This is a genomic window from Pseudomonas sp. TH08 (assembly GCF_016651275.1).
In the GTDB taxonomy this organism is placed as follows: domain Bacteria; phylum Pseudomonadota; class Gammaproteobacteria; order Pseudomonadales; family Pseudomonadaceae; genus Aquipseudomonas.
The window spans coordinates 705,816-724,413 of sequence record NZ_JAEKEE010000003.1 but is presented as its reverse complement, the minus strand read 5'-3'; the positions used below and the strand labels follow the sequence as shown (position 1 = coordinate 724,413).

The window sequence follows — 18,598 nt, the reverse complement described above, 5'->3', positions numbered from 1 at the left end:
CCGATTACTGCGTGTCTATTTCGGCAAACAGGTAGACCAGGCAGAAGCCGTCCATGGGCATGACAGGGTTGGACCAGATCATTCGTGTATGCCGGGCGCGCTCGGCAAAAATATCGACCAGCAGATCGGAAGCGCCATCCAGTGCCTTGGGATGATCGTAAAAATCCTCCGCGACATTGAGCACGCCTTCGAGTCGGTAAATCTGGCGAATGCGGCTCAACTCACCGACGGCATCCTTGAGTTGGGCAATGGCATTCAACGCCGCCAGGCGACAGGCCGCGTAACCCTGTTCCAGATCCAGATCGCGGCCCAGACGCCCGCGGTACTGCAACTGGCCATCGATCCAGGGAAACTGGCCGGAGGTCATCAGCGTATTGCCGACAATGCTCCAGGGCACATAATTTCCCAATGCCGGCGCCGGACTTGGCAAGGTCAGGCCGCGGGCTTGCAGACGCAATTCGGGTGTGTCGAGAGTGTTCATGGTGAGGTCCTGTGCTTTTTTATTGTCAAGCGCGCCAACCGCGCGCCTGGACGCTATACCGAGGGATTTTTTCTGTTGCTCAGCCGAGTGGGGCAAGCCACGAGGCAAGGATCTGTGGGTTTTTATCCAGCCAGAGAATGGCCGCCTGGTCTGCGCTTTTGCCGTCGCGATTGATGGCGTAATCAAGCTCGGCAACGATGGCGTTGTTCAGGCGGATGTTGTCCAGAACCTGAATCTGTGCTGCGCTGAATTGATCCAGACGGTCGGCACGTGCCAGCAGTACCGCACGGTCGACGCTACCCAGCAGCCCTTTGGGATCCTTGAGGTCGCGTATGCGATGACGAAAATGCAGAAACTGTGGATGCCAGAGTGGCACCACTCCCCAGCGCTGGGTCTGCACCAGTTTCTCGAAAGCGCCCACACACTCTTCCTGGGTGCCGGTGCGAAAGCTGTAGCCGGCCGCAGCGAGTCCGTAATCGTCCATCATTCGCAGGGAGAAACGGGTGATACCGGCGCCCGGACCAATGCCCTGTATCACCTTGTGCATATGCGCTTTGACCTGCGGCTTGAGCAAGTCATCGACCGAGTCCACCTCGGACACCGGGATGTAGTCAGGCACCCCCCACAGCGCATAGGGGGCGTAATGCAAACCAAGCTCCCGCGTTGCGACCTGCTCCTCGACTTGGGCCTTGTACAACCCGTGACTGGAAGGAATCCAGGCTGAGGCAATCATGTCGATTGACCCCACGCGCAGTTGTTCGAAGTTGGCCTCGTGCAGTGCGTAGGAGCGCTCTACAGCAAAACCCATGCGCTGCAATACCGCGGCCACGACGGCTGCAGTGGCATGATGAAAGGAAAGATCAGTGACGCCGAGTCGTACCATGGTCTTGCTCTCCGCGAGGATATTGCCGCGAGCCAGCATCGGCGCCAGAAGCGCAGTACCGGCCAAGGCGTGAATGAACTGTCTGCGATTGAAACCGGCCATCAGCGTTCGTCCTCAGACGTGCCGATCGCCAGGTTCGGCATGGCTTGACCAACGATCCGGCTACCCGGCGCATAATCGAAAATCATCTCGATGGTGATGCCGTTAGGATCCTCGAGGAACAGTTGGTGCTCGCCAATCTGCGGAATGACTCGCTCGCGAAAGACGATCCCCATGGATTGCAAACGCGTCTGCACCTGTTCCAGCCCTTCGCAACGCATCGAAACGTGGTCGAGCGACCCCGAACCGTAGCCGCCCTGCTTGTCGCCGAGGTACACCTGAAGGTCTTTCTGGTCGCCGGTGACGCTGGCAATGTGCAGCAGCGGATGGCCGCCGGCATACATCCAGCAGCCGGGAAAAAGAAACCCCGGGCGTGGACCGGGTGTCAGGCCGATGACTTGTTCGAAGAACTCGGCAGTTTCTGCCCAGCGTTCGGTGCGAATGGTGAAATGGTCGAGCTTGAGGACGCCCATGGGGTCTCCTGGCAGTGATTAAGCTTCGCGTGACAAATTAATTATCAGTCGATAAATTATTCCAGGCAATAAGTTATCGATTGATAATTTGTATGAGAGAGATAGAGGTGTTCACATCCGCGATCTTCAGGGATGTGCCTTCATGGCGAGGGATTGGCCGGATCGGGATTTCATCGCGGCACGAGACCGCTCACATAGTCCTACACTGTTTCCCAAGGCTGCCATTCAAGCCTCAGACAACCACCACTCAAGGAGTCTGTCTTATGCCTGTTAAACCTGATAACACCTGTGACTGTCCTAAATGCAACTGCAAGCTCGGTGGGCATCCGATTGCGCGCCACGGCAAACACTACTGCTGCGAAGCCTGCGCTCACCACCACAAGAGTGGCGAAGAGTGCTCAAGCAAGGGCTGCCATTGCGCGCATCCCAAATAAACACAGCCCAAAAAAAGTGGAGCCTAATCAGGCTCCACTTCCAGTTTCAGACTTTCATCATCCATTCGCTCGGTATGGCGCACCGTGCCTTGCAGTCGTCGACCTTCAACCCGGACCACCACGGTTTTCGCCTGGTCCAGATTTTCGGGTAACGGCGCCGGCACCCTCAGGGCGAAGCAAAAGGGATCAGCGTCGACCGCCTCCAGCCCAACCCGACACTCCACGCTTTTGGTAATACGCCCGAACAGCGTATCGAGGCCATATTCCAGATGCGCCGGACTGTTGATGGTGCTCATGGTGCGTTCCCCCGAATGATCGCAATCGCCAGGCTGAGCTTAGCTGGTCGGTCGCCACACGACGTTTTCCACGCCGAATTTTTCCGCCATCGGCTTGCTGGTCTTTTGCACCTTTTCCCGACCAAAGCGAGGGATGCGACCGACGCCGGCGTCGCAACTCGCCCAGTGCCACGCCTCGGCGTTGTCCATTTTGTCCGAGCGGATAATGAACGACTTGGGCGTGCCGTGAAGGGTGTAATCGATGACATAGAGTTTTGCGTTGTTCATAAAGCCCGTATTCCTCCCTGTGGTAATAGAAGGATCGCGGCGCGCGTGGAAAATTCACTCGGATTGTCCGACGGTTTCTACCGTTGGCGGCGAAATGACTGACTCGTTACCATGGCGCTTCCGCCAACCCCAATGAATACTCGCCATGGCCCTTGCCGTCCCGCCCGATCTGAGTGACACCGATGTGCCTGTGCAACCGCTGGCGCGCACATACCCGCGTGGGCTGTTCATCGAGCCGCATGAGCATGTCTGGGGCCAGTTGCTGTATGCGATGAGCGGGGTGATGTGGGTCGAAACCCCGCATGAGGCGCTGGTGGTGCCGCCGCAACGGGCGGTGTGGTTGCCGCCGGGTGTCCCGCACGGAATTCGGGTGGTGTCGGATTTGCAGATGCGCAATATCTACCTGCGCCCGGCGTTGGCGGCGACGCTGGATGAGACGGTGCAGGTGATCGAAGTCGGCGGTCTGCTGCGTGAGCTGATCGTCGGGCTGGTGGAGCAGGGCGACAATGGCGCGCCGGAGTATTACGAAGCGTTGGTCGGGCTGGCGCTGCTCGAGTTGAAACGCGCACGGCGTTCGCAGTTGAAAATCCCGATGCCGGACGATTCCGATCGGCGCCTGATGAATCTGTGTCAGGCCGTGATGGCAGCGCCTTCGCTGGCTATTCCTTTCGAACAGCACGCGGAAAACGCCGGGGCCAGCGTGCGTACGCTGGCGCGGCTGTTCAAGGATAGCCTAGGCATGGGCTTCGCCGAGTGGCGGCGCCAGGTGCAATTGGCGACCGCGGTGGCGGAGTTGATTCAGGGCGTGGCGGTGAGTGTGATTGCCCGTGAGCTGGGTTATTCGCCGAGCAGTTTCAGCGACATGTTTCGCCGCGAACTCGGCGTCGCCCCGTCGCAATTCATGATTCAAAGCGTTTGATCAGACTGGCTAATACCTGTAGGAGTGAGCCTGCTCGCGATAGCGGTGTGTCATTCAACTATCCATCAGCAGACACGCCGCTATCGCGAGCAGGCTCACTCCTACAAGGGATTGTGTTGGTTCCAAAGGGTTGGCCGAAATTCAGAAGTCCTTGGCCGGTATCGTTTGCAGGCTTTCCCTAGACTCTGCCCATTCCCTTTACGCGGCGGAGTTCTCCCATGAACTACCTGATTTCACTGGCCATCGGCCTCGGCGTCGGCCTGCTCTACGGTGCGCTGGATTTCCGTTCGCCCGCGCCTCCGGCCATCGCGCTGGTCGGTCTGCTGGGGATGTTGGCCGGTGAGCAATTGTGGCCGATGGGCCGGCAACTGGTCGCGGGCTGGCTGTCCTGAGTTTCCTTTTTTCCATTCGGTGGAGGTGTCCATGCAAGCACTGCAATTCGATAAAACCGGCGACCTGTCTTCCTTGCGCTTCGTCGAAGTGCCAACCCCGGTGCCCGGCGCCAATGAAGTGTTGGTGCAAATCAAGGCTGCCGGCCTCAACCCCAGCGACGTCAAAAACGTCCTCGGCCGTTTCCCTTACACCACGCTGCCGCGTATTCCCGGACGGGATTTTGCCGGGGTGGTGGTCGATGGCCCACAGGCACTGATCGGTCAGGAAGTCTGGGGCACTGGCCGTGAGCTGGGCTTTTTCGCCGATGGCTCTCATGCCGAATTCGTCAAACTGCCGGCCAATGGCGTGGCCCCCAAACCGACGCACTTGAGCTTCGCCCAAGCAGCCAGCCTTGGTGTCCCTTACACCACCGCGTGGGATGCGTTGGAGCGCAGCCTTGTGAATCGCGAAACCCGTTTGCTGGTGATCGGTGGCGGGGCGGTGGCCACGGCAGCATTGGCATTAGCGAAGGTTCGCGGCGCGCAGTTGCTGGCAGCGGCGCGTCGACCGGAGCAGGTGAAGGATTTGCAGGCGCTGGGGTATCAGACGATTCAACTGGATAAACCCGAAGACCTCGGCGCGCAGGTCAACGCGGTGTATCGCGGCGGCGCCGATGTGATTTTCGATACCACCGGTTTCTGGCTGCCGGCCTCGGTGGCGGCATCGGCCACGTTCGGTCGCATCGCCATCATCGCTGCGCCGGTAGACGGTCATGTGCAATTACCCGCGCTGGCGCTGTATCGCAAGGGCGGCTCGGTGGTCGGGATCAACTCGCTGCTGTACGGCGTTGCAGCCTGCGCGGCGATGCTCGAGCAGTTCGGCAAATTCTTCGATGAAGACTTGCTGCCGTTGCCGCAAGGGTTGGTCGAGGCGCCGTTGGCTGAGGGCCTGGCGCGTTACGCCGACGTCAACCAAAGCAGCGGCGACAAAGTCATCCTCATCCCCTGATACACCGCAAAACCCCTTGTAGGCCTTCGCCTGCTCGCGATCACGGTTTGTCAGTTGATACATAGCTGACTGACACACCGCTATCGCGAGCAGGCTCACTCCTACAGTTGATTTGTGTGGGGTTCAGGATTGCGGAACGCCGTTTTCCCATGCCGACCAGTGCTTGAGGATGTCCTGCACCAGCGGATTGCCCGCGCGATAGAGGTTTTCCAGCGCCGGCACGAATCCGCCCTGATCGGCGTATTTGAGCAGGTTGTTCACTTCACTCCCGCCCGGTTCTGGACGGTCGAAATCAGAACCGGCCCGCACCACGGCCAAGCGTTGTACATCCACCAGACCTTCGCGGCTGGCGCGTAGCAGCGCTTCATAGGTCGAGTTGTCTTCCTGTTGCGTCGTGCAGTATTCGCCTTTGTTGTCGGTCAACAGTTTGGTCCAGACCTCGGCCCGTTCGCTCAGGCGCGTGCCCGAGAACCAGGTGTTGCCCGCCAGCGTGTCGCAACGGGTGACCACGGGCGGCTGATTAGCCGGTGCAGAGGGATATTTAAGGCGCCATGCGGCCGATTCCTTGCTCTCGCTCAGTTCGACTTTGTGGCTGAGGGCGAACGCTTTGGCTTGCAGTTTCGGGTTGAGTTCGAAGACTTCGGTCTTGTAGTCCAGCGGCGGTTTCTCGTTCGGGCCCTGGGTGTTGATGCCCAGGTAACCGGTCGGCCAGCTCGACGGCACATCGCGTGAATCGATCTCCCACTGCGTACCGAATTCCACCAGGTAATGCGCCCATGCGGCGGTGCCGATGGTGCCGTGTTTGGGGCTGATCCCGGCAATCCCGGCGATCAGGAAATAGCTTTTGCGCAAGTCGAATTTCGGCGACAGGGCCAGTGCCAGGGTCGAGGCGGCCGCATTGGTCTGGCCCATGCCGGTGGTCAGCAGACACACCTGCCGGGCGTTGCAGCGGATGCTCGGGTATTCGGCGGAAAGGCCCGGCACGCGGATTTCCTGCTTCAATTCGAGGCGATCAATCCAGTGCTGCGCCTCGGGAGCGAACATGGTGATCAGCACGACTTTTGGTTGAATCGGTGCCTCGCTCGCCCAAACGCTGGAAGAGAGCAGGGCTGCACCGGCCAGGGTGAGACGCGTCATTGCTTGCATGAAACCTCCTGAAGATCAGAACTGATAACCGACGCCGGCGTAGTAACCCCAGCCATTGGAGCGCGCGCGGAAATTACCGTCGCCGAAGTTCAGCTCGCTGCCGTCCTCCCAGTTGCCGCCGTTGTGGAAATAACGCCCGACCAGGGTGAAGCGCAAGTGGGTGAACGAGTACAGCAACACGTTGGTCGCCACGGTCGCGTTGGCGGTGCGCGCCGGGTTGTCCTTGTGGATGTCCGAGCCGAAATCGAAGTTGGTGAAACCGATGTAGGTCAGCGAGGCGCCGTTGCTGAATTTGTCGATCGGCACGATGTATTTGAGCTGGGCGCGGTAGCCGTCCCACGAATATTCATTGCTCGCGCCGTAGTTCTCCCATTGGTAGCGCCCGTACAGGTTGGCCGACAGGTTGACCCGTGAATGGGTGTCGATGTCGGTGCCGAAACCGCTGTAGAGCGTGTTGGCGCGGTTTTCCTTGCGGCTGCCGTGGTCATAGATCCAGTCGAACGCGACGTACCATTCCTTGAACGGGCCGATAGCCAGGCTGCGGCCGGCGAGGTAGTCGATGGAGATGCGCGGTTCGTGTTCCATGAACACCGGTGAGCCGTGATCCCACACGCCTTTGTCGTGGCTGTTGCCGATGTTGAAGATCTTCGGAATGTCGACGTAACCGTACAGTTCGAACGGGCCCTTGCGGCCGAAGTATTCGTACTCCAGGTAGATATCGTCGGACGGTTGCGGGCCGAAACTGATGTCTTTGCTGCCGATCAACATCAGGTCCTGGTTGTACCAGTCCGACAGATACGCACCTTTTTTCGGTGGGCTGGCTTCCGGGCTGAGGGCTTCACCCTGGGCGGATTCTTCCGGCAACGCGGGCTGGGCGAAAGCGCTGTGGCTGAGAAGTCCGGTAACGCCGGTCAGTAGCAAGGAAACAGCAAACGTGCGCGCAAAAGGTGCGCGAAAGAGGGTTGCGGCGTGCATTCAAAGTCCTTTTTTGCGGATCGAGGCCCGGATTCTGCGGACCTGTAGGGGTTTGTCGGGAAAATGCCGGGATTGACGGTTCGCAAACGTTTGCACAAGCCGTACCAATGTTTTCAATATCTCTGATATTTCGTCGATTTCAACGGTTTTTCTGACAGAACGATCACATTTTTCAAAGCGCAAAAATGCCGGCGGGTATGACTCCTGTGGCGAGGGGATTTATCCCCGATGGGGCGCGTAGCGGCCCTTGAAAGCGGGGCCTGCTGCGCAGTCCATCGGGGATAAATCCCCTCGCCACAAAAGCCATGTCAAAGGCCCGTCGGTACGGGCTGAAACGCTTATTCCAGACGCCTCTAGTCTTAAAGTATTAACACCATTTAATCAGTGCCCCATTGCTGGGCGTCTACTAGCTTTGTCCCCAATCAACGGTTTTGTGATGACCGTCGCAGTCTTGATTCGCGTGTGGAATAAGCACGGCTCTGCGCGCCTTCAAGGAAGAAATTGGCCACGACAAGGAGTAGCCCGTGGAAGCAAGGTTTGGTGTCGCCCTCGTATCGCGTTTTTCTCCTCTTTCCCTTGCTGTGCACCTGAGCGTCGCCGGGCTTCTGTTCGGCGGGGTCAGCGAGCAGGCGTTTGCGACCTGCTCGGCGGCAGGTTCGACGATTACCTGTTCGGGCGTGCCGACGCTGCCGCTGTTTCTCAATGACTACAGCAGTGCCACCAGCGGCCTGACGGTCAATGTCGCCAACGGTGCGCAGATGAACGCCACCCTCGGCGGCAAGGTGCTCAACCTGACCGGGGCCAACATCAACCTGAACAACTCCGGCACTCTCGACCCGGCGCTGTTGGGGCTGGTGTCGGTGCTCAGCGGCGGTGCGTTCATTGGCTCCGGCGCCACCAGTGCGGTGAGCGTGGTCAACAATGCCAGCGGGATCATTCGCGGTACCGGTATGTTGCTCGGCCTCAACCTGACCAGCGTCGATGGCCTGGGGATTGCGGTAAACAACGCGGCGGCCGGCACCACGACCATCACCAACGACGGCACCATCACTTCCACCGGCTTGTCGGTCGGCGGGATTACCCTGGCCGACACTCCGGTGGTCGGGGTGTATGGCGGTTCGCGAGTCAACATGACCAACAGCGCCACCGGTACGATCAATGGCCGGATCGCGTTCGAGACGTCGGCGGCGGGCAACACTTTCACCAACGCCGGTGCAATTACCGGCGGCGTGTCGATGGGCGCGGCGAGCACCAACACCTTCACCGCCGTTACCGGTTCTTCCGTGCAAGTCGGTGATGGTGTTCAGGTCTCGGTGGGGCTTGGCGGCCTGATCGGTATCAACCTGACGTTTGCCCCGACCGGCACCGTCGATGGCGGCGCGGGCGGTACCAACAGCCTGATCCTGCAAAATCCGATAGGCCTCGGCGGCGGCACCACCGGCACTGGCACCGCTTCGAGTGCGACCTACGTCAACTTCAACAACCTGACCCTCAACAGCGGCACCTGGACCTTGCAGGGGCCATTGGTCAGCGGCGCGACCACCCTCAATGGCGGTGTTGCGCAGTTCAACAACAACGCCACCTTCGGCAGCGGTGTGATCACCTCCAACGGCGGGATTTTGCAGGCCAGCAACGCCGGGTTGAACCTCAGCAATCTGATCTCACTCGGTGCGGGTGGCGTTACGGTGCAAGGCACCAATGCCACCACTTTGAGCGGAGTGATTTCCGGCAGCGGCGGTTTTACCAAGGCCGGTACCGGCCAGCTTAACCTCAGCGCGGCCAACACCTACACCGGTAACACTCTTCTCAACGGTGGCGTGGTGGCGGTGGGTAACAACTCGGCATTCAGCACTGGTGGCATTACCATCGGCGGCTCGACAAGTTTGTCGACGTCGGGACCGATTTCGCTGAGCAATGCGCTGACCCTAAACAGCACCATGACGGCGACCGGCACCGGCGCACTGACCCTCGGTGGCTTGATCAGCGGCAGCAGCGGCCTGACCAAAACCGGCACTGGCAGCCTCACCGTCAGCGGCGCTAACACCGGTTTCACGGGCACCACCACCCTGAGCGCCGGCAGCCTGCTGGTGACCAATAACAACTCGCTGGGCAGCGGCGCGCTGAACACCGCCGCTGGCACCAGTCTCGACAGCACCGCCAACGTCACTCTGGCCAATAACATCGGCATGACCGGCGCCCTCAACGTCCTCGGCAGCAACGCCCTGACGCTGGGCGGCGTGTTGAGCGGCACTGGCGGTATCACCAAATCCGGCACCGCCAGCCTGACGTTGACCGGCAACAACACTAACTCCGGCAATACTGCGCTCAACGCCGGCAGCCTGTTTGTCGGCAGCAACACCGCACTCGGCACGGGCGCGTTGAATGCGGCGGCGGGCACCACACTCGATGCGACCACAGCGGTGACGCTGACCAACGCCGTCGCGCTGGCGGGAGGGCTGACCATCGGCGGCACTCAGGCGTTAGGTCTGAGTGGCGTCGTCAGCGGCGCGGGCAACTTGGCCAAGAACGGCTCTGCGAACCTGACCCTCAGCGGCAACAACACCTTCTCCGGCGGCACCGCGCTCAACAACGGCACGCTGATCGTCGGTTCCAACACCGCGCTGGGCACCGGCGCATTGACCACAGCGACGGGCACCACTCTCGACGCCAGCACCAGCGTGGCGCTGACCAACGCGGTCAGCCTCGGCGGCAATCTGAACGTCGCCGGCAACGCCAACCTGACCTTGGGCGGTATCGTCAGCGGCAGCGGCGGGCTGACCAAAAACGGCGCGGCCAACCTGATTCTCAACGGCACCAACACTTTCAGTGGCGGCACCACCCTCAACGCCGGGACCCTGACCGTCGGCAATGCCGCCGCACTGGGTAGTGGCAGCCTGACCGTCGCGAATGCCGCGACCCTCGACAGCAATGCGGCGGTGACGCTGAACAACAACGTCCTGCTCAACAACAACCTGGCAATCGGCGGCAGCAACGCGCTGACCCTCGGAGGTGTAATCAGTGGCACCAGCCAACTGGTGAAAAACGGCACCGCCAACCTGACCCTCAACGGCGCCAATACTTTCACCGGTGGCACCGCGCTCAACGCCGGCAGCCTGACCGTCGGCAACGGCGCAGCACTCGGCACTGGCACGCTGACCGTCGGCGGCGCGGGTGGCACGCTCAATAGCAGCGCTAACGTCACGCTTAACAATGCGATTGCCCTTAACGCCAACCTCACGGCGGGCGGCGCCAATCCGCTGACCCTCGGTGGGGTCATCAGTGGCGCGAGCAACCTGATCAAGAACGGCGCCTCGACGTTGACGCTGACCGGCAACAACACCTACACCGGCGCCACGTCGCTGAACGCGGGAACACTGATCGTCGGCTCCAACACTGCCCTCGGCACCGGTAGTGTCAATGCCTCGGCCGGGACTACGTTGGACGCCTCCACTGCAGCAAGCCTGGCCAACAACGTCAACCTCGGTGGCAACGTGACCATCGGCGGCAGCAACGCGCTGACCCTCGCCGGCGTGGTCTCCGGTGTCGGTGGACTGACCAAGAGCGGTCCCGCCGACCTGATCCTCAACGGCGCCAACACCTACTTCGGAAACACCGCACTCAATGTCGGCAAACTGATCGTCGGCAGCAATACCGCGATCGGCAGCGGCGCATTGAACGCAGCAGCGGGCACCACGCTGGACACCAACACTGCCGTCACCCTGGGCAATCAGGTCAACCTCGCCGGCGCGCTCAACGTCGGTGGCAGTGCGGATCTGACCCTCACCGGCACCGTCGCCGGTGCCGGCAGCCTGGTGAAAAACGGTGCGGCCAATCTCAATCTGAATGGCACCAATACCTACGTCGGCGGCACCACGCTCAACGCCGGTACGGTGACTGTCGGCAACAGTTCGGCGCTGGGCACCGGTGCCCTGACCGTCGGCGGCGCGGCGACGCTGGACAGCAGTTCGCCGCTGGCCAGTCTGGCCAACGCGGTGGTGCTCAATGCGGCACTGAGCGTCGGCGGCACGCAGAACCTCACCCTCGGCGGTGTGATCAGCGGTGCCGGCCAATTGATCAAGAACGGCGCGGCCAACCTGACAGTCAACGGCACCAACACCTACAGTGGTGGCAGCACGCTGAATGCGGGAACGCTGACACTGGGCTCGGCCGGTGCATTGGGCAGTGGCGGCTTGACCGTCGGCGGCGCTTCGACGCTGGATACCAGCACCGGGATGAGCGTCGGCAACAACATCACCCTCAACGCCGGCCTGACCCTGGCCGGCAGCAACACCCTGAACCTCAGCGGCGTGATCGATGGCGCCGGCAGCCTGACCAAGGATGGCTTTGGCGATCTGACGCTCAGCGGCAACAACACGTTCACCGGCGCGCTGAACATCGCCTCCGGCAGCCTTACCACCGTGAGCAGCGGGGCGCTCGGCAACACTTCCGGCGCGAATATCAGCGCCGGTGCCAGTCTCTATCTCAACAGCAGCGCCAGCCTCGACGGGTTGAGCGGTAGCGGCAGTGTGCAAATCGCCGGCGGTAATACTCTGACCGTGGGCGGTGTGAGCAATACCAGCACCTTCGACGGCGACCTCGGTGGCAGCGGTGCGTTGACCAAAGTCGGTACCGGTACGCTGAACCTCACCGGCAGCAGCGGCATCACCGGCAACACCAACGTCAATGGCGGTACGCTGAATCTCACCGGTTCGCTGGCCAGTTCCCAGCTCAACGTCAACAATGGCGCCACCCTCACAGGTACCGGTTCGGCACTGGGCTTCATCACCATCAACAGCGGTGGTCATCTGGCGCTGTCCTCGGGCAATACCCTGTCAGCCTCGTCGCTGATCCTTACAGCTAACAGCAATGTCGACACGAGCCTCGCCACGCCATCGACCAGCTCGCTGATGAACATCGGCGGCAACCTGACCCTCGACGGCAATCTCAACGTCACCGATGCCGGCGGTTTCGGTGTCGGGGTTTACCGTTTGTTCAACTACATCGGCGCGTTGACCGACAACGGCCTGACCGTGGCCGGTGTGCCGGTGGGCTACGGCCTCGGCGACATCCTCGTGCAGACCTTAGGTAACCAGGTCAATCTGGTGGTGTCGGCGCCGAACACCAACCTGCGTTTCTGGGACGGCAGCCAGACAATCCCCAACGGCACAGTGGATGGTGGCAGCGGTACGTGGAATGCCGGTGGCACCAACTGGACCAATTCCAACGGCACGCTGAACCAGACCTGGGCCGGCGATTTCGCAGTGTTCCAGGGCACGGCCGGCACCGTGTCGGTCAACGGCACGCAACTGTTCACCGGCATGCAGTTCCTTACCGATGGCTACAACGTGGTCAATGGCACGTCGGGGCTGCTCACCGCCGTCAATGGCAGCGGTGGCACCACGGCGATGCGCGTTGATCCGGGCGTGACCGCCACGGTCGGCGTGAACATCAACGGCAGCGGCATTCTCAACAAACTCGATGCGGGCACCTTGGTGCTCAACGGTGCCAACACCTATACCGGCGGCACGCAACTGGATGGCGGCACGCTGGTGGTCGGCAGCAATACCGCACTGGGCACTGGCGCGTTGATCGCCAATGCCGGCACGCAACTGGACAGCAACACCGCCGTGACACTGGCCAACGCTGCCACGCTGAATGGCAACCTCACGGTGCTCGGCAGCAACGCGCTGACCCTCAACGGTGTCATTTCCGGCACCGGCGGTTTGATCAAGAACGGTTCAGCCAGCCTGACCCTCGGCGGCAATAACGCCTTCCTCGGCCCGGTGGCACTGAACGCGGGTGGGCTGATTCTGGCGTCGAACAGCGCGCTGGGCTCTGCCACCCTGAACGCGGCGAACGGCACTACCCTGGATGCCAGCGGCACCTTCACGGCGGGTAACGCGATCAACCTAGCGGGCAACGTCGGCATCGTCGGCAGCAACGATCTGACACTCAGCGGAGCCATCAACGGTGCCGGCAGCCTGACCAAGAATGGCGCGGCCAACCTGATCCTGAGCGGGGCCAACAACTTCCTCGGCGGCGTTACCCTGAATGCCGGCACCCTGACCGCTGGCAGCAACGGCGCCCTCGGTCTGGGCAACCTCACCGTGGCCGGGGCTTCATCCCTGGACAGCAACACTTCGGTGTCGCTGGGCAACAACGTGGTGCTCAACGCCAACCTGACCAACACCGGCACCAGCGACGTAGCCCTCAGCGGAGTGGTCAGCGGCACCGGCGGTCTGATCAAGAACGGCGCCTCCAACCTGACCCTCAACGGTATCAACAGCTATAGCGGCGGCACCACGCTGAACGCCGGCACCGTGACGCTTGGCACCTCGGCGGGCCTGGGCTCCGGCGCAGTCACCGTGGCGGGCGCGTCGACCCTCGACACCACTGCGCCGCTGGTGCTGGCCAACAACATCAACGTCAATGCCAACCTGAGCGTGGCCGGCAACAACAACCTGACCCTCGGCGGTGTGATTGCCGGTGCAGGCACCTTGACCAAGAATGGTTTGGCCGATCTGACGCTGTCCGGCAACAACACCTTCAGCGGCACCTTCGATGTGCAGTCCGGCAGCCTGACCACGCTGGGCAACTCGGCACTGGGCAGCAACGCCGGGGTCAATCTCGGCGCTGCGGCGACCCTCAACCTCGGCGGCTCCGGCAGCCTCGCCAGCCTGACCGGCAGCGGTACCGCGCTGATCGGCGGCGGCAACACGCTGAGCATCGGCGGCAACAACGCCAGCAGCATTTTCGACGGCGTGCTCACCGGCACCGGCGAGTTGAACAAACTCGGCACTGGCACCCTGACGCTGACCGGTATCAACAGCCTGACCGGTAACACCACCGTCAACGCCGGCACCTTGAACGTCAACGGCTCGCTCGACAGTGCCAGTGTGCTGGTCAACAGCGGCGGTACTCTGGCCGGTAGCGGCTCGCTCGGCGGTGCAGTGACGGTGGCCGATGGCGGCCATCTGGCCGGCGCTACCGGCAGCACCCTGTCGGTGAATTCGCTGGTGTTCAACGCCAATTCCAACTTCGACGTGGGCCTAGGCGCACCGGTCTCTGGCGGCGGCAATGCGCTGGTCAACGTCGGCGGCAACCTGACCCTCGACGGCACCCTCAACGTCAGCGACATCGGCGGTTTCGGCAGCGGCGTGTATCGCCTGATCAACTACACCGGCGGCCTGACCGACAACGGCATGCTGATCGGCACGGTGCCGGGCAGCGTCACCCCCGGCGACCTGACCCTGCAAACCGCGCTGGCCAACCAGATCAACCTGCTGGTCACCGCACCGGGCGTCACCGTGCAATTCTGGGACGGCAATCAACTGATCGCCAACGGGTCGGTGGACGGCGGCAGCGGCACCTGGGGCACCGGCACCACCAACTGGACCGACGTCAACGGCACGACCAATCAGGCCTGGACCAACAACTTCGCGGTGTTCCAGGGCACGGCGGGCACGGTCACGGTCAACGGCGCACAAACCATCACCGGCATGCAGTTCGTCACCGATGGCTACAGCCTGCAAAACGGCACGGCGGGCTCGCTGAATCTGGTCAACGGTTCGATGGGCAACGCTTCGGTGCGCGTCGATCCGAACGCCACCGCAACGATCGGTGTGGCGCTCAACGGCGCCGGTACACTCGGCAAATATGACACGGGCACGCTGGTACTCAACGCCGCCAACGGCTACACCGGCGGCACCGCGCTCAACGGCGGCAAGATCGTGGTTGGCAACAACGCCGCCCTTGGCACCGGTGTGTTGACCGCGGCCGCCGGCACCGCGCTGGACAGCAACACCGCCGTCACCCTCGGCAACGGCGTGGTGCTCAATGGCGGCTTGACCGTTGCCGGCTCCAACGCGCTAACCCTTGGCGGCGTTGTCAGCGGCGCGGGCAGCCTGATCAAGACCGGCGCTTCGAGCCTGACCCTCAACGGCAGTAATACTTACAGCGGTGGCACCACGCTGAACGCCGGCACGCTGATCCTCGGCAATAACAGCGCGATCAGCAGCGGCGCATTGAGTGTGACGGGCAACTCGACACTCGACAGCACCTCGGCGCTGCAACTGGCCAACTCAATCAACCTCGGCGCGCAACTGACCCTCGCCGGCAACCAGAACACCACACTGATCGGTGCGGTCAGCGGCAGCGGCAGTCTGCTCAAAAACGGTACTGGCGACCTGCTGCTCAGCGGTGCCAACACCTACAGCGGCGGAACCACGCTGAATGGCGGCAACACCACGGGTGACACCAGCAGCCTGCAAGGTGCGATCGTCAACAACGCAACACTGACCTTCGCGCAAAACGCTGATGGCAGCTACACCGGCAATCTCACCGGCGCCGGTACGTTGAACAAAACCGGCAGCGGTCAATTGCTGCTGACCGGGAATAACACATTCACCGGCAACACTTCGGTGCAGGCCGGCAGCCTGACCGTCAACGGCGTGCTCAACAGTGCCAACGTCAACGTCGCCAGCGGTGCGAAAATCGGCGGTAGCGGTCAAGTCGGCGGCGCGGTGCAACTGGCTAACGGCGCGACGCTGGTCGGTGGTGGCACGGCGACGCCGTTGTCGGTCGGTTCGCTGGCGTTGTCCTCGGGCACCAACCTGGACTTCAGCCTCGGCTCGGCGACCAGTTCGACCACGGTGGTCAATGTGGCGGGGAACCTGACCCTCGACGGCACGCTGAACATCAGCAACGCCGGCGGCTTCGGTACAGGCGTCTATCAACTGTTCCGCTACGGCGGCAGCCTGACCGACAACGGTCTGGTTTATGGCAGCCTGCCGGTGTCGGCGGCCAATCTGACCCTGCAAACCGCCATCGCCAATCAAGTCAACTTGCTGGTGCAAGGCACGCCGGGTGAGGTGCAGTTCTGGAACGGCGGCACCACTAATCCTGACGGCAGCATCGGCGGCGGCAGTGGTGTGTGGGGGCCAGGCACCAACTGGACCGACCCGAGCGGCACGCAGGCGTTGGCCTCGAACGGTCAGTTTGCGGTGTTCGGTGGGCAAAGCGGCACGGTCACCGTGCTGGGCAATCAGAACTTTACCGGCCTGCAATTCCTCACCAGCGGCTACAGCCTGACGCCGGGCGCCGGTGGCACGCTGACTCCGGTCAACGGCGCGGATGGCAGCCTCGCACCGGTTCGCGTGAATGCCGGGGCGAGCGCAGAAATCTCCGTGCCGCTGGTGGGCACGGGCGGTATCGAGAAACTCGATTCCGGGACCTTGGTGCTGAGCGGGGCCAACACCTACAGCGGTGGCACCACCGTCAGTGGCGGTACGCTGGTCGGTAACACCACCAGCCTGCAAGGCAACATCCTCAACAACGCCTCGCTGGTGTTCCAGCAGAACGCCAATGGTCAGTTCAACGGTCGCCTCAGCGGTCTCGGGGCGATGGCCAAACGTGGTGCCGGAACCTTGCTGTTGACCGGTGATAACCCGTTCAGCGGCACCGTAGCGGTCGATCAAGGCGTGCTGCAAGTCGGCAGCCGTTCGGCGCGCGCTTCGTTGGGCGGGCAAGTGACGGTGGCCAACGGTGCGGGTCTGAGCGGTAACGGCAGCGTCGGTTCGGTGGTCAACAATGGTGTCGTGGCTTCCGGTGGCGACGCTGGAACCCTGAGCGTTGCGGGTAACCTGACCAATAACTCAAGCGGTGTATTGGCGTTGACCATCAGCTCGCCAACCGCCACGCCATTGGCGGTCGGCGGTACGGCAGCCCTCGGCGGCGGCTTGCAAGTGAACTCGCTCGCACCGTTCACCGGCAACACCGTTTACTCGCTGATCACCGCGGGCGGTGGCGTGACCGGCACCTTCAGCTCCACCGATCTGCCGCAGTACGCCTTCCTCGACAGCTCACTGGTTTACGGTGCCGATTCGGTGACCCTGGCGGTCAGCCGCAACGGCAACTCGTTCACCGATGTCGCTGCCACGGGTAACCAGCGTGGCACCGCTTCGGCACTGTCACGCAATGGTGCGGCGGGTGCTGCTTTGCAGAATCAGATCGTTAATCTCAGCGTGGCGGGGGCGCGCAATGCCTTCGACAGTCTGTCCGGGGAAATCCATGCCAGCACCGCCAGCGCGATCCTTGAGGATTCGCGCTATGTACGTGAGGCGGTCAACGACCGCATGCGCCAGCCATCGTGCAGCGCAGCGGATGATCCACGCCGTGCCCTGGCACCGAGTGACAACCAACTGAGCAGCAACGGTTGCCACGGTGAAATGGTCGGCTGGGCCCGCGCACTGGGTGCATGGGGTGAATCGGATGGCGACAGCAACAGCGCCAAACTTGATCGCAACCTCAGCGGCTTCATGCTCGGTACCGACAAACAGCTCGATGATCAGTGGCGCGTGGGCATGGCCGCCGGTTACACCCGCAGCGACCTCGACGCGCATGACCGTCGCTCGGATGCGACCGTTGAAAGCTATCACTTGGCGGCGTACCTCAACTCGCAATTCGATGCACTGGCTGTGCGCCTCGGCGCGGCTTACAGCTGGCACGACATCGAGAGCAAACGCGACGTCAGCGTCGGCAGTTACAACGACCGGTTGAAGGCCAATTACGATGCTCGCAGCGCCCAGGTGTTCGGCGAAGTCGGTTACACAATCGATGCCGCCGGCATTGCCCTGGAACCGTTTGCCGGCCTCTCGTACGTCAACTACGACTCCGACAAGGCCAAGGAAAAAGGTGGGGTAGGGCGCCTGGAGGCCGAGGCCGATCAGGACATCACCTTCTCGACCCTCGGCGTGCGCGCCGGCAAAGTCATCACCCTGGCCAACGGCGGGCAATTCACCCCGCGCGCGGCCATCGGCTGGCGGCATGCCTTCGGCGACACCAAGCCTGACGCTGACCTGACCTTTATCGACGGCGGCGCCTCGTTCCACACTCAGGGCGTGCCGATTGCCAAGGACAGCGCGCTGGTCGAAGCAGGTGTGGACTTCCAGATCAGCCCGACCGGCAAGCTCGGGGTCGGCTACTCGGGGCAACTGTCGAAAGACAGCAATGACCATGCGATGACCATCAGCTTCAGCCTGGGCTTCTGATTTAGGGTCGAAGCACTTTCAGCCGCCCGCAAGGGCGGTTTTTTTAGGGGCAAAGATCAAAAGATCGCAGCCTGCGGCAGCTCCTACAGAGAAACGCGATTTTCTATGTAGGAGCTGTCGCAGGCTGCGATCTTTTGATCTTGAGTTTTCTACATTCAGGACTTTCGCTTCCATTGCCTTCGCAAGCAGGCTCTGAG

At 62.0% G+C, this 18,598-nt stretch carries 12 protein-coding genes; 5 read left to right on the top strand and 7 right to left on the bottom strand.

All coding sequences use genetic code 11. The features are described from left to right. Nucleotides 1–4 precede the first annotated feature (4 nt). From JFT91_RS16595 to JFT91_RS16585, 3 genes are all read right to left on the bottom strand, one after another. Complete coding sequence (locus JFT91_RS16595; RefSeq protein ID WP_201233094.1) at nt 5–481, bottom strand: Atu1372/SO_1960 family protein; 477 nt, start codon at nt 479–481, stop codon at nt 5–7. 79 nt (nt 482–560) lie between these two features. After that, the gene (locus tag JFT91_RS16590; protein ID WP_242489283.1) at nt 561–1,466 is read right to left on the bottom strand and encodes a glycine betaine ABC transporter substrate-binding protein; all 906 of its coding nucleotides are present in this window, start codon (nt 1,464–1,466) and stop codon (nt 561–563) included. Continuing rightward, nucleotides 1,466–1,936 carry a VOC family protein gene (locus JFT91_RS16585; RefSeq protein ID WP_201233093.1) on the bottom strand — a complete coding sequence of 157 codons (471 nt, stop codon included), beginning with the start codon at nt 1,934–1,936 and terminating at the stop codon, nt 1,466–1,468. The genes JFT91_RS16590 and JFT91_RS16585 overlap by 1 nt, the downstream gene beginning before the upstream one ends. A 263-nt stretch (nt 1,937–2,199) precedes the next feature. Between JFT91_RS16585 and JFT91_RS16580 the strand changes: the two genes are divergently transcribed. Beyond that, nucleotides 2,200–2,370, top strand: coding sequence for a metallothionein (locus tag JFT91_RS16580; protein ID WP_201233092.1), 171 nt, complete (start codon nt 2,200–2,202; stop codon nt 2,368–2,370). A 23-nt stretch (nt 2,371–2,393) separates the two neighbouring features. Here JFT91_RS16580 and JFT91_RS16575 read toward each other — a convergent pair whose 3' ends face one another. Further along, nucleotides 2,394–2,666, bottom strand: coding sequence for a hypothetical protein (locus JFT91_RS16575; RefSeq protein ID WP_201204818.1), 273 nt, complete (start codon nt 2,664–2,666; stop codon nt 2,394–2,396). Between the two features lie 39 nt (nt 2,667–2,705). Beyond that, the gene (locus JFT91_RS16570; RefSeq protein ID WP_034154602.1) at nt 2,706–2,933 is read right to left on the bottom strand and encodes a DUF6555 family protein; all 228 of its coding nucleotides are present in this window, start codon (nt 2,931–2,933) and stop codon (nt 2,706–2,708) included. Between the two features lie 145 nt (nt 2,934–3,078). On the opposite strand from JFT91_RS16570, the gene JFT91_RS16565 reads away from it, so the two are divergent. The 3 genes from JFT91_RS16565 (at nt 3,079) to JFT91_RS16555 (ending at nt 5,232) form a co-directional block, all read left to right on the top strand. Next, the gene (locus tag JFT91_RS16565) at nt 3,079–3,852 is read left to right on the top strand and encodes an AraC family transcriptional regulator (protein ID WP_201233091.1); all 774 of its coding nucleotides are present in this window, start codon (nt 3,079–3,081) and stop codon (nt 3,850–3,852) included. Nucleotides 3,853–4,070: 218 nt separating this feature from the next. After that, a complete protein-coding gene (locus JFT91_RS16560; RefSeq protein ID WP_007969534.1) occupies nt 4,071–4,244 on the top strand; it encodes a DUF1427 family protein in 174 nt (57 codons plus the stop codon). Nucleotides 4,245–4,275: 31 nt separating this feature from the next. After that, nucleotides 4,276–5,232 (top strand): quinone oxidoreductase family protein, encoded by a 957-nt coding sequence (locus JFT91_RS16555; protein ID WP_201233090.1) that lies wholly within the window; start codon nt 4,276–4,278, stop codon nt 5,230–5,232. A gap of 123 nt (nt 5,233–5,355) precedes the next feature. Here JFT91_RS16555 and JFT91_RS16550 read toward each other — a convergent pair whose 3' ends face one another. Together JFT91_RS16550 and JFT91_RS16545 are read right to left on the bottom strand one after the other, a co-directional pair. After that, a complete protein-coding gene (locus JFT91_RS16550; protein ID WP_201233089.1) occupies nt 5,356–6,378 on the bottom strand; it encodes a purine-nucleoside phosphorylase in 1,023 nt (340 codons plus the stop codon). A gap of 15 nt (nt 6,379–6,393) precedes the next feature. Then, entirely contained in the window at nt 6,394–7,353 is a 960-nt protein-coding gene (locus tag JFT91_RS16545) for a nucleoside-specific channel-forming protein Tsx (RefSeq protein WP_201226491.1), read from the bottom strand. 524 nt (nt 7,354–7,877) lie between these two features. Between JFT91_RS16545 and JFT91_RS16540 the strand changes: the two genes are divergently transcribed. Then, nucleotides 7,878–18,401, top strand: a complete 10,524-nt coding sequence (locus JFT91_RS16540) for an autotransporter-associated beta strand repeat-containing protein (RefSeq protein ID WP_201233088.1) — start codon at nt 7,878–7,880, stop codon at nt 18,399–18,401. The last annotated feature ends 197 nt before the right edge of the window (nt 18,402–18,598 follow it).

What these genes read in the sequence shown, in the direction of transcription:
- JFT91_RS16595 (WP_201233094.1), bottom strand. Translation starts at nt 481, where the DNA reads ATGAACACTCTCGACACACCCGAATTGCGTCTGCAAGCCCGCGGCCTG.
- JFT91_RS16590 (WP_242489283.1), bottom strand. Translation starts at nt 1,466, where the DNA reads ATGGCCGGTTTCAATCGCAGACAGTTCATTCACGCCTTGGCCGGTACT.
- JFT91_RS16585 (WP_201233093.1), bottom strand. Translation starts at nt 1,936, where the DNA reads ATGGGCGTCCTCAAGCTCGACCATTTCACCATTCGCACCGAACGCTGG.
- JFT91_RS16580 (WP_201233092.1), top strand. Translation starts at nt 2,200, where the DNA reads ATGCCTGTTAAACCTGATAACACCTGTGACTGTCCTAAATGCAACTGC.
- JFT91_RS16575 (WP_201204818.1), bottom strand. Translation starts at nt 2,666, where the DNA reads ATGAGCACCATCAACAGTCCGGCGCATCTGGAATATGGCCTCGATACG.
- JFT91_RS16570 (WP_034154602.1), bottom strand. Translation starts at nt 2,933, where the DNA reads ATGAACAACGCAAAACTCTATGTCATCGATTACACCCTTCACGGCACG.
- JFT91_RS16565 (WP_201233091.1), top strand. Translation starts at nt 3,079, where the DNA reads ATGGCCCTTGCCGTCCCGCCCGATCTGAGTGACACCGATGTGCCTGTG.
- JFT91_RS16560 (WP_007969534.1), top strand. Translation starts at nt 4,071, where the DNA reads ATGAACTACCTGATTTCACTGGCCATCGGCCTCGGCGTCGGCCTGCTC.
- JFT91_RS16555 (WP_201233090.1), top strand. Translation starts at nt 4,276, where the DNA reads ATGCAAGCACTGCAATTCGATAAAACCGGCGACCTGTCTTCCTTGCGC.
- JFT91_RS16550 (WP_201233089.1), bottom strand. Translation starts at nt 6,378, where the DNA reads ATGCAAGCAATGACGCGTCTCACCCTGGCCGGTGCAGCCCTGCTCTCT.
- JFT91_RS16545 (WP_201226491.1), bottom strand. Translation starts at nt 7,353, where the DNA reads ATGCACGCCGCAACCCTCTTTCGCGCACCTTTTGCGCGCACGTTTGCT.